Below are 11,924 nucleotides of genomic sequence, written 5' to 3' on the forward strand. Positions count from 1 at the left end.
TAGTCATCATTCCGGTTTCTGCGATATTTAGCGTAAGGGATTTATCGTTTTGCTCTTTTAGGATTCCTTGAACGGTATTTCCTTGTTTCAATTGAACGCGAACAAAGGTGGAATCTTGTGCATTAGCCATGCTTGCGATAAACAAAATGCAAATTGTAATGAATGCTTTCATGGGGAAATCGGATGGACTAGGCCTTCAAGGTAGGATTTTTTTTAATTCCCCACAACTTACCTTTGGCAAACCTTGGAGGATTGCCAAAGGTAGCGAGGGAATAGGACATCGCCTTTTCGATTACTGATAATCCGCTAATTTTATCAGTATAATGTGCTTCAGAAAATACGTGAATTAAGAATTCACATAAATTTTTCTAATTAATCGACCTGCACTGATTAGGTTTGTATGTTGACTAGCTTTGGGATGACATCACGAAATCGATTGGGTATTTTTATCATTTGTTTGTTGTGTTTTAACGTATTTCGTACGTTGGCAGACACACCCGTGCTGACTTGGTTTGATACAGAATTTGGGTTACGCAAGCGAATAGATCTTAAGGCGCAAACAGTGGAAATGGAGCAAGCTCCTGGTGTTTGGATTCTGCAATCCCGCGTTAAAGTCGATTCGAGTATTTTACATCGATTGCCACCCCGAATCGCACCCCATTATTTCTTGCAGCCGAATGGAAACATTCGATTTACCTTATCCGGTACGGGGCAAGTGTATGATTTTGATGTACGTCAAAATACCTTGAAACGTGTTGACCAAACCTTCTATTCAGGGTATAATTTTGGGGCTGCTGTTTTTCAGCGAAAGAATCAACTATACAGTTTTGGCGGCAGTGGTTTTTGGGATTACAGCAAGGCCTTGACATATTACCAGGAATCGGGACGAGAGTGGGAGAATATCAAATCAAATAATTTAGGCCCACAGGCGATTTTTAATGGGTTTAAGGCATATAGAGATTCGGTGGATTTGTTTTATGCAGGAGGTTCTGAATACCATGACTTTTTGAACGATCAGGCTACGCAATTGGATACAAAATTGTACGCTTTTGATTTTAAAGAAAACTGTTGGAAACTGTTGGGTGAAATCAACCCTAGGTTGTTTCAAGAAAAAACACGTGAGATCTTTTGGTCGGGTCGTTATTTTATCCAGTTTTCTGACCAAAAATTATACATCATTGATCCAATCAAAAATGAGGTTTTTGAGGTTAAAAGTGCGGTTGGTAATTTTCAAGTGGCACCTACCATGTACGTTCATTTGGATAATATTTATGCATTTTGGGATGAAGAAGGTGGGAAACGAAAAATGTATTCCATTTCAGAATTAAGCAAGTTGGGGAAGTCCATTGGCGTATTTTACGAAGTGCCCAGTAATCGATTTGTTTACTTGATGGCCTTTTTATTAGTTCTTGGAATAGCTCTGTTTTATGTAGTATATAAGCGCCGTAAAAAGCCAATGTTGGAATTGGATGAATCGGAGTTTAGATTGTTCCAGGCATTGTTGGTTTCTTCGGCTGGTTTATCTACGGTAGAGGTTAATGAAATTTTGGGAATAGCGGGTAAAAATATTGATAACCAGCGGAAGCTACGTCTTCAGGTTATTTCAAATATCAATCATAAATTTCATTTAAAATTCCGCATTGTGAATGTAATCATTCGGAACCCCTCGGTTGTGGATAAGCGTCAATCTTTATATTCATTGAAGCCTGAAGGAGTTAAAATTTATTACAAAAAAGCTTAATCTAATTTCTGTGAATCACCTAATTCACATGAATAGCCTATCGTATGGCTGGGATGTCCAATAGATTTGTTTTTAAACAACTCAAACTATGCGGCAAAAACTACGCTATTTTTCTTTATGTATACTCTTTATGGTTTCCTGTTCGAAGGAAGATGCGATACCAACCTATCAACTACTAGTCGATGTCACCCCGGTTAGTGGGGGCTCGGTAACGCCTAATGCGGGATCTTTCATGAAAGGCGAATCTGTTCAATTGCTCGCTAAACCTGCTTCGGAATATTTGTTTAAAGAGTGGAAGGGTGCTTATACGGGCAGCACTAATCCAGGTTCAATTGTAATGGATGCAGATAAGCGGATAACAGGGGTCTTTGAGAAACGTCAATATCCACTTAATGTAACGATTGAAGGTAACGGAACAATTAAAGAAGAAATTGTTGCTGTGGCGTCTCAAGCCCAGTACCCTTCTGGAACAACGGTTAAATTGACCGCCATCCCTGCAGCCGGTGCGAAGTTTAGCGAATGGAAAGGAGACATTACGAGCAAAGATTCGGTCATCACGACCATTGTGAATAAAGCAATTTCATTGCAAGCTATTTTCCAGGTAAAAGGACCTGATTACTCGACTAAATATACCGACGGTTGGCCTGCTAACATGTCCAAGACGATGGCTTTTTTTAATGTTCATCCAGAATCAATTAAAGTTATAAAACTACAAGGTAAGTACCATTTGATATCGGCCTATGCAGATTTATTTGGAACAACGTATGATTCTTTTAGGTCCTTTGAAATCGATAGCGTGAAAGGGCAAATGACTGAGAATACCAGTTCTTTGTTAGGTGGTTATTATACGGTTGGGTTTCCAAAATCACCTTTCTTCTATGAAGATTTAAATGGTGATGGGATCAAGGATCTTTTTGAGGTTGACCATGGAAAAGAGACGGAGTCTGAAAAAATAAATGGGCAATTTCGTGGTTTCAAAAATCATCTTTTCTTGGGTACAGCGGATGGCAAGTTTACCTATGCAAATGTTCCTGAGCTTACGGATATCAAGCGTTTTCACCATAATGCAGATATAGGCGATATTGATGGTGATGGGGATAATGATTTGTTATTACAAGTTTTTAATGATGATGAAATGATCTATTTCAAGAACGACAAGGGCTTGAAGAAAGATCGAATCATTAATCCCGCAAATTCTACTGGATCCGTCCTTGTGGATGATATCGATAACGATGGCCAAATGGATTTAATTTCCGCGCCTTATATCGAACGTTCCAACACCCCAACAACTCATGTATTAAAGATTAATTTAACTCAGAATGCATATACTAGGACGAAAATATCGTCTTTATTGCCTTTTGGCGCAAATTATGGATGTTATAAGTTGTTTGAGATGAAAAATCCAAAATCACCTAATAAGAAGAATATATTTTATTTTGTAGAGGCGGGAATAGGGCAGCAAAAAGTATTTCGAAGCAGCGAATCTGATATGACCAAAGTAGAGGATATTTCAACGCTACAGTCTACTTATAGTTTCAGTGGTATGCGTGATTTTCTTATTGTTGACTTGAATTTTGATGGTTTAGATGATGTATTATTTTTTACCAATGGAGAAGAGACTTTTCTTCAGCGTGTTTGGATAAACAAAGGAAATAATACTTTTGAACATCCCACTTGGGAAATCAATCCTAATTATGCAAGAGACTATTTTGTCCCATTAAGTTTTGATGCAAAAAATAAGCGGGTGAAATTTTTCTGGTATGCAAATGGTCAGATTCCATCATCAAGAATAGTCAATATTTACACGGGTAAACGCTAATTGGCCAGCATTTTTTCGATTATCTATTTGCTGATTTTCTTTATCAGCATTTGACACAAATTTCTAATTTCCCACTACTACCTTTGGCAAACCTTGGAGGATTGCCAAAGGTAAGGCGGGAATTACTTCATAATTTCGTTGATATCTTTCGTATCATAACGTAACCATTCTACTACCTGTTTGCCATCTTTGATACCGTCAACGGTGTGAATAACAACCTTTTTCTGTACATCTCCGCGTGTCAAGGTAAATACTGCGTATGCATACACAAAATGACTTACCCCATAGTAAGATGGTTTAACTAATACCTCTTCGTGTATATCCAAGATTTTGTCCAATTTCATTGTAACATCTTTGGCCTTCATGGCACCAATGACCGCAATGTTTTGATTCAGACCCATGGAATCTAAATTGTCATAAAATACCGCATCTTCTGAATAGGTCGAGCGATACGTCGCTGAATCCAGATTAGTTAATGCAGTCATAGATTTGATACTTAAATCGATGTTTTCGGACTTAGCTACAATATAACCAACCGCGCCTTCTGGCAATTGGCTTTCTTGCTTCGAGCAAGACATCATGACACCGGCAATCATGCACGCGATGAAGGTTAAATTTTTCATGATTTTAGATTTTAAAAAGGCCGACTCAAGGTGAGTCGGCATACAGTGAATTAATTAAATGTACCTACTGCGTATTTCAACAGGACTGATTGTTTGGTTTCACGTAAGTCATTTACTTTTTTAGTGAATTGCTCAGGTGTCAAATTCATGTATTTCTTAGCTCCATTGATGTAAATCGACGTTGCGTCAAAGTCCAATTTAGACAAATCTTTAAAGAAGGTAAAGGTCGAAAATTGCCCCGTTCCATCATAAGAAATAGGAGCTAGGTGTTGACCAAATGACCACTCTTGTATGTTACCTGCCTTGATTCGATCCAAATGAATGGCTTTAACTTGTTTTTCAAAATCTATGTAGGCCAAGTAATTAGCCTGCGTTGTTTTCATTGTTTCAAACAGAATGATTGAATTCAAATCATTCGAGGGTCCAGTTGCATCCAAAACCTTAGTTAATTTATTACGAACAATGGTTTGGATTTTTGCTGTTTCTTCTAAAATTGAATAAAAACTTGGATCTTCTTTCATTAAGGCTGCGCCCATATCAGCTGGAAATTCGGTAATCTTGTTTAGGTCTTCAGATGCGTTGCATGAGATATAATCAAAATCTACCGACTCGGATTTGTATTCATTAAAAATAGGATATACAGCCCATGCCACGATAAGCCCCAGCGACTTGCGTTTTTCATGAATTACTTTCCATCGCTTTTCTATGGCCATGGCTTCCTCAATGGTATGACCTGGTTTTAATTTGTGAAAAGCAATGTTGATGTAGATGGGTTTGTTTTGCGCGAATGACGTTAGTGTCAATGCAAAGAAAGCGACGAATAATAGGGTAAGTTTTTTCATGTGTATTGAGGGTTTAAGTGAAGTCCGTGTACAGATTGCACACGGACTTGATAGGTTTTATTTTTTCGTTTTTTCTCTTGAGAATTGCGTAATTGAATTAATCTTGCCTGCTAAGTCGAAGCCAAATAATTCCATCAAATCCTTATCCCAAACCGTTCCGTCTTTCATTACACGTTTCTCTGTCGAGTATACCAAAATGCCAGAAGCAGGATCCGTATTGGTTAATTTAAAAGGAAGAATTAATCCCAGTTTCCAATCCAGGGATTTGTATTGAGCAAAAATGCCGGGGATCATATCCTTGGTCATTTTTATCTTGGAACCATCAAATCCTTCGATGGTCAATTCATCTGCTATTAAAGATGTAAAACCTTGCACATCCATAGCATTATACGCTTTTGCAAGATTTTCCATCGCAGCGATTTCGCCTCGGTTTGAAAACTGTAAAGAACTTCCATCTGATTCAGAACCGGGTTTGCTTGAGATGTATTTTCCTCCTGATGTTTTACCATATTCATTTGTTGCAGGAATATTAACATACTGCTGCATATTTGAAATTTTGCCGGCTTTATCAATATAAAACAACTCAAATAAATTCAAGTTTTGTTTCGAACCATTTTTGAAAACGCGCTCTTCTGTTGACTGAACCATAACAATTTCACCACTGGAACCTTGAATTTTGATAGGTAACATGGCCATGGGTTTGTTGGTCACCGATTTTAACGTTGCCATGCTTTTTTTATGACTTTCTCCGCCAGTTTTCACAAATTCATCTGACCATAACGCCACTTCAGCATCGTGATCAACAGCGTTATAAGCTTTTGTTGCTTCTAATACGGTGTTCATGTTTTTGTCAGATCCTAATTGCATGGGTTTTCCTTGGTTATCACCAACAAAAATTTTTCCAGCGGTTTGGGCATTTGCCATAAATGTAGAGGCAATAAATGCGCTCAGTAATACGAGTTTTTTCATGCGTTTTTTGATTTAATTAGTTTAATGCAATAAGTGAAGTTTGATTCGAGTATGGAATAATTCCAAGTAGGACTTTGTACCCTTTTGCATTTTTGGGAACAGATTCGGTTCCCATTATCGTAACAAGCGGGTTTGCTTTCGATAGATTTGAGAAAACTAAACCTGTAAAAAATGAAAAAAATCGTATTGTTTCTTTTTGCGGCGGCAACCTTATGGTCTTGCACGACACAAAGTGAACTCAATGAAAAATTAGAAGAAGCTAACATCGCATTCTATTCGCGCGTTTGGGAAGTTGCGATAAATGAGGGACATGTTAATATCTTGGATACCGCTTATGCTGATAATGTGGTTTTGCACACCGTTCCTGAAACAAAAGGGAAGGCGGCTTCCAAAGCTTATTATGAAAATTATGTGACGGGTTTTTCAGACCGTGAATTTATCATCAAAGAGACTTTTGCATCTGGAAACAAGTTGGTAAAATACTGGCAATTTAAAGGAAAGCACACAGGGAATTTCTTTGGTATTCCTGCCACTGGAAAATCAGTGGATGTCATCGGTTGTACGATAGCCACGATTATCGGGGAAAAGATTACCGAGGAACGAGATTTTTTCGACAATCTTGAGTTTTTTAGGCAGTTGGGGATTAAACCTTAATTTAGATGAAGTAGATAATTTGGAAAGCCTAGTGCATTTTGCATTAGGCTTTTTTTGTTTTTATGTAAGCCGAAGGCGTAACTCCTTGGCGTTGTTTAAACGCGTCAATGAATTTTGAGCGGGATTGAAATCCTACCATGGTTGAAAGCGCTTCAATCGTATATAACTTTGCGTGGCCATCATTGATTAGTTGGACCACATGATCAATCCGTTGGTCATTTTTCCATTCCCCAAAGGTCTTTTTCAGTTTGGCATTGAGATAAACAGATAGATTTCTTTCGGAAATTTTCAGGTCAAAAGACATTTGAGACAGATTGAAATCCTTTTTTATGAATGGAAGCTCCACTAAATATTGGGAAATTTGGTGGTCTATTTCAATGTATTCATCGAATGATTTGGCAGGTTTTGCTAAACTGGATTTAAACTTCTGTAAGGTGCTTAATGAATCAAATTCAATGGAATAGGATATGTTCCCGTACAAGATGTTGGGAAATAGAAACAGAAAGAAGTTTTGAACAAAAAATCCCCCGCCACATATCGTGAAGAAATGTTCTTCGCTAAAGAAACTATGGGAAGAAATTCCTAAAAAATAGACCGGTTTGATATACAGGGTGATCATATGACCCAAACTTGTTCCTGCAATAACCACTTGCAGAATAATTAAAATGAAAAACCAACGCTGTATAATGGGATGGTTAGTTGGGATACTTCCATATTTCTTAAGTAATATTTTTTTGTTCCTCAAAAAGTAGCCAATGGATAAGCATGCGTAAAATATTACGTGTATGGAACGCCCATAGAGTAGTTGTTCGAAAGTTACCCAGTTGAAGTTTAAGCTATAATCCTCTGTGTAATTGACGATTTGGTGCGCCATTTGGGTCTTGATGTTCAGTGGCAGTAGCGTGAAGGGTAATGTGGCAATCCCAACAAAAACAGCTGGAATTAAATGAATGGTGTCAAATAATTGGAAATCCTTTTTCTCGGAAACCGTATGTTTAACGTAATAAAATAAAGTGGGGCCCAGCAAAAAGGAGAGCGGAAGAAAGTGTACAAAACAAATGCCTTCCCAAAATTCATTTTTGCTGTAATGCAGTCCAAAATAGACCATGACAACTAAATTGCAGCAAAGGAAAAAAAGCGCCAAAAAGATGTTAGACCTGTTTAATGAACTCAGGTAGTATAACAGGATAAATGAGGTAAAAATACCGAACACGGGGGCAAGTATTTCCAACTTACGTAAATTATGGTTGTCGCAAGATAGATAAATTGCACCGATTTCGAATTCTTTAGCTTTGGCAATCCTCCAAGGTTTGCCAAAGCTAGCGGTTTTTGGAGTATGGGAAGTAGGGCCAACTTATAATCTTGGCCAATTTATTGGTAATCGAATTTCTGTAAAACAGACTTTCGTTTTTCACCACTACCTTTGGCAAACCTTGGAGGATTGCCAAAGGTAAAGGAGATTAGGATGCGGTAATCGCATAACAGGAAGACGCATTGAATCCCAGCCAATCCGCCTTCCATAGAGCACCTTGCAAGGAACTGATAACCACATAATCGGTCGTTTCTTGTTCCTTGTATTCAAGTCCCTTTGATTCAATCAATAAAGAGAAATGCTCCAAATCATCCCAATTCATGCAGCCAAAACGAATGAGTTCGTCATCCTCCCGCAAAGACCGATTCGGTAAGTCTAATTTGAATTGCTCGATACCCCCTTGGTATTTTGCTTCCAATGTACTTTTTAGTACAACTAAGTTGATAAATTCTAGTTCGATTGCCATAGAAGTAAAACTACTCAGTTTTTGAATGTCATAAATACCTGGGTAATTATTTTGGTGACAATTTTTACCTCATTTATTGCCATCGCTAGCAAGCAGCTACCTCTGCTTCATAGCTTTACTTATAAAGCTGTTATTTCGAAAGACCACCTCAGAATTGTGCAGGGAATAAACGAATTTGATAACGGGATTATCTATTAAACGGTCATTCTTTTTTCTTTTAAATCAATTATCTTTGGAACTATTGCAAAAGAGTAAAGATGAAAGTAAAATACATTGTTCTGTTCATACTAACGGTTTCAGTTAGAATCCAAGCACAAAGTCCCTTGGACTCCATGATGCAAAATGCTGAATCTTTGGGTTTAAAATCTTTGGACTACCAATATAAACTCGGTGATACCTTAGGAGCAAAAAAAGCCATCAAACGATTTATGTCTGATTTGAAGTTTGGCAAACAGCCAGATCTTCGATTTCAAGGATATGATTTTAAACTCGGAAGAGAAGCCTTCCAAAATCAGTATGATTTAATTTGGCGAAATCCTATAATTAAACAATTAGCACAATATCTAATTGATGAAAATAAGGAAGTGAGTCAAATCCTCCAAGCCCTGCATGATTCTACGCAATACAGCCCCGCGAAGAGGCAATTATTAATCAAAGCGGCGAACGAATTTCGTTGGATAGCCGCCGTACGTTCAAGCCATAACTTGGTTTTAGTCAATATCCCCTCCACGACGCTCAAGGCCTACGAATCCAATAAACAAGTTATGCAAATGCGGGTCGTTTTAGGAAAACCTTCTCGTCCCAGTAAAACGCTGTCAAGTAAATTGAGAACCATGGTTCTTACCCCTACTTGGAGTGTGCCACGCCGCATAAGTACTGATGAAATCCTTCCTAGGGTCAAGAAAAATGTTCGATTTTTAGCTGCAAATCATTACGAGGTTTTTGATATCAATAATCAAAAAATTGATCCGTCAACTGTCGCTTGGAATGATTTGAGTAAAAATAACTTTCCCTATGCGATTCGCCAACGATCCGGGACATGGAATTCCTTAGGGCTTCTAAAAATTCAATTCGATAATCCTTTTAAGATGTACCTTCATGATACCTCTCAAAAGTATTTATTTGCGCGTGAAAAACGCTTTTATAGCCATAGTTGTATACGCCTCGAAAACCCCAAAAAGCTTGGCGCTTGGTTAATGAAGCCCAATTCTGCTGTCGTAGACCGACTAAGTAGCAAATCGAATTATTACGATAAACAGCCAAGCTACTACGCAATTAAACGTGAAATCCCGGTAGTGATTTGGTATAGCCAAGTCGACTTTGACGAAAAAGGGAATCTGAAAATCTATCCGAATATCTACGGAAGAAATTAGATTTTATAATATTGCTCCCATCCTTTGCGTGGTGCCGGTCCTACGAGTAATTGATTCGCCAATTTATTATTGGTAATCAATTTGGTTTCCCGATTGAATTCCAAACGTGCATTTAACTTCTGAGCTAAAACACCCAACGAGAAAACTTGACTCAATGGTCCCGCAATCGCGAATGGCGAACGCGTTTTTTCCTGACCCATGCATGCTTTCAAGAAGTTGGCATAATGATTAGATGGACTTTTCTGTACCTCCGGAAGTTTCAAGTCCTTTCCTGCATCCCCTAAAATAGATAAGGTTGATCCATGTGATCCTCCTTTGAATGTCAAATCCTTGCCATAAATGATTTTCCCAGGATTTAGTTTGGCAGGTTGAATTTTGCCATTACTTGCCGGCGGGATATTCGGATCTAATTCCGTCGTACCAAAATTAGCTGGCACCGGTGGTATGTTGTTAAGCCCATCATACCAGGTAATATCCATGGCCGGCATGTCTTTGCGGGATGGGAATTTAAACTGAATGGTCGAAGACATCGGATAGAAGAAGTCATTATGACCGTCAGCCCGCAACATATTGATTTCTGAAGGTAAGCCTAAATCCAAAAATTCATGTGCTGTATCCATAATATGCGCACCCCAGTCACCTAATGCTCCCAATCCATAATCAAACCAGCAACGCCATTGGCCATTGACAAAGTCTTTTTGGTAATCATGTGGCTGAACCACACCTTGCCAAATATCCCAATCTAAGGTACTCGGAATCGCTTCTGCTGCTGGGAATTTTTTGATATTGGGGTCCCAACTGTGCCAGCGACGCGGGGAATTCATATGAGCCGTCATGGAGGTTACATCTTTGATGATGCCTGCCTCTTTCCATGCCTTGAATTGGAAATAATTTGCTTCTGAGTGTCCCTGATTACCCATTTGTGTAACCAAAGTTGGATGCTTACGAGCCGCAGCCATCATAAGTTCAATTTCATGGAAGGTGCGCGCCATCGGCTTTTCCACGAACACGTGCTTGCCCATGCTTAAAGCCATCATGGTAATGGGAAAATGGGAATGATCTGGAACACCTATGGCTACAGCTTCAAATTGATTTCCCATCTTGTCAAAGAGTTGACGGAAATCTTGAAAACGCGGTACATCAGGGAATTTTTGTAAAACCTTCAAGGTTTGTGGGGCCCCCATATCTACGTCGCAAAGTGCAACTATATTACATAGCCCTGTATTGTATAATGACATGACATCTGAACCGCCTTGATTTCCAATTCCAATACAGACTAAATTGACTTTATCACCCGCATTTTTCGAAATAAATGACGGGAAAGCCGCTGCCGAAGTTAATAATGCTGCATTTTTCAGAAAGGCTCTGCGAGAAGATTCATGTACTTGATTCATAGCTTATTATACGTTTATAATCCTTAAAGGTTGAAATACAATAAATATACTTAATCCGATAGTTCAATGCTGCAACGCTCGTCTTTACATTGCGTTTTCATGTCCGCTAATTTCAAATTGGATTTCAATATCTCCCGTTTTTCTTGAGATAATTTGCGGATTATTTTACCCTCACAAAAACGTTGAACCTGCTTTTGTGTTTTTAAAATTAAGCCGGGAACTTCGGTCAGGTTGCCCTGCTCATCTTTGGCAGCCATGGTGAAATAGCAAGAATTCGTATGGCGAACAATGCCGTCTCTTGGATTAAATGATTCTACACGCATGCCCACAATCATGGTTGTTCGGCCCACATAATTAACAGAGGCCTTGATTTCAACCAAATCACCCACTTCTACCGGACTTTTAAATTCCACCCCCTCCACGGAAACCGTTACTCAATATTGATGGCTATGTTTAGCCGCGCAGATGTAAGCGACTTTGTCTAATAAAGATAAAATGATTCCACCGTGTACTTTTCCTCCAAAATTCGCTTAGGAAGGTATCATTAATTCGGTATAGGTGGTTTGGGAATCTCGAACTTCTTTGTAATTCATCATGTAAAATTCAGCTAGATGCTTTTAATACTTAGCAAGTATTTGTTTCTTGCTTCTACATATTAAAGATAGCCTTTTAAATTATGAAAAGAAGAACATTTTTAGCCTCAACACCCTTGCTTGGTGCTTTAGGTGCCT

Annotated in this window: 10 protein-coding genes and 1 pseudogene; 4 read left to right on the forward strand and 7 right to left on the reverse strand. The window is 38.5% G+C overall.

Translation table 11 applies throughout. The annotated features are described in order from the left end of the window. The first annotated feature begins 418 nt into the window (after nt 1–418). Nucleotides 419–1,741 carry a hypothetical protein gene (locus ACIQZ2_RS11230; RefSeq protein ID WP_395768945.1) on the forward strand — a complete coding sequence of 441 codons (1,323 nt, stop codon included), beginning with the start codon at nt 419–421 and terminating at the stop codon, nt 1,739–1,741. Nucleotides 1,742–1,829: 88 nt separating this feature from the next. Next, nucleotides 1,830–3,560 (forward strand): FG-GAP-like repeat-containing protein, encoded by a 1,731-nt coding sequence (locus ACIQZ2_RS11235; protein ID WP_395768946.1) that lies wholly within the window; start codon nt 1,830–1,832, stop codon nt 3,558–3,560. Nucleotides 3,561–3,682: 122 nt separating this feature from the next. Here the strand turns inward: ACIQZ2_RS11235 and ACIQZ2_RS11240 are convergent, their stop codons facing one another. Genes ACIQZ2_RS11240 through ACIQZ2_RS11250 form a run of 3 tightly spaced genes read right to left on the reverse strand, consistent with a single transcriptional unit; the run spans nt 3,683 to nt 5,994 of the window. Further along, the gene (locus ACIQZ2_RS11240; protein WP_395768947.1) at nt 3,683–4,183 is read right to left on the reverse strand and encodes a hypothetical protein; all 501 of its coding nucleotides are present in this window, start codon (nt 4,181–4,183) and stop codon (nt 3,683–3,685) included. A 50-nt stretch (nt 4,184–4,233) separates the two neighbouring features. Next, nucleotides 4,234–5,025: a hypothetical protein gene (locus ACIQZ2_RS11245; protein WP_395768948.1), complete on the reverse strand. Its 792-nt coding sequence runs from the start codon at nt 5,023–5,025 to the stop codon at nt 4,234–4,236. 57 nt (nt 5,026–5,082) lie between these two features. After that, on the reverse strand, nt 5,083–5,994 hold the full coding sequence (locus ACIQZ2_RS11250) for a hypothetical protein (protein WP_395768949.1): 912 nt from the start codon (nt 5,992–5,994) through the stop codon (nt 5,083–5,085). Nucleotides 5,995–6,165: 171 nt separating this feature from the next. Between ACIQZ2_RS11250 and ACIQZ2_RS11255 the strand changes: the two genes are divergently transcribed. Next, entirely contained in the window at nt 6,166–6,648 is a 483-nt protein-coding gene (locus ACIQZ2_RS11255) for an ester cyclase (RefSeq protein ID WP_395768950.1), read from the forward strand. Nucleotides 6,649–6,691: 43 nt separating this feature from the next. On the opposite strand, the gene ACIQZ2_RS11260 is transcribed toward ACIQZ2_RS11255, so the two are convergent. Continuing rightward, nucleotides 6,692–7,756 (reverse strand): helix-turn-helix domain-containing protein, encoded by a 1,065-nt coding sequence (locus tag ACIQZ2_RS11260; protein WP_395768951.1) that lies wholly within the window; start codon nt 7,754–7,756, stop codon nt 6,692–6,694. A 352-nt stretch (nt 7,757–8,108) separates the two neighbouring features. Then, nucleotides 8,109–8,426 (reverse strand): hypothetical protein, encoded by a 318-nt coding sequence (locus ACIQZ2_RS11265; protein WP_395768952.1) that lies wholly within the window; start codon nt 8,424–8,426, stop codon nt 8,109–8,111. 257 nt (nt 8,427–8,683) lie between these two features. Between ACIQZ2_RS11265 and ACIQZ2_RS11270 the strand changes: the two genes are divergently transcribed. Next, nucleotides 8,684–9,799: a L,D-transpeptidase family protein gene (locus ACIQZ2_RS11270; RefSeq protein ID WP_395768953.1), complete on the forward strand. Its 1,116-nt coding sequence runs from the start codon at nt 8,684–8,686 to the stop codon at nt 9,797–9,799. Here ACIQZ2_RS11270 and ACIQZ2_RS11275 read toward each other — a convergent pair. Next, nucleotides 9,796–11,193, reverse strand: a complete 1,398-nt coding sequence (locus ACIQZ2_RS11275; RefSeq protein WP_395768954.1) for a Gfo/Idh/MocA family protein — start codon at nt 11,191–11,193, stop codon at nt 9,796–9,798. The two genes, ACIQZ2_RS11270 and ACIQZ2_RS11275, sit on opposite strands and share 4 nt — an antisense overlap. 50 nt (nt 11,194–11,243) lie before the next feature. After that, nucleotides 11,244–11,702, reverse strand: a pseudogene (locus ACIQZ2_RS11280) (acyl-CoA thioesterase); the annotation flags it as partial. Nucleotides 11,703–11,924: the final 222 nt, after the last annotated feature.

Origin of the sequence: Aquirufa sp., from assembly GCF_044342065.1 — a bacterium.
In the GTDB taxonomy this organism is placed as follows: Bacteria; Bacteroidota; Bacteroidia; order Cytophagales; family Spirosomataceae; genus Aquirufa.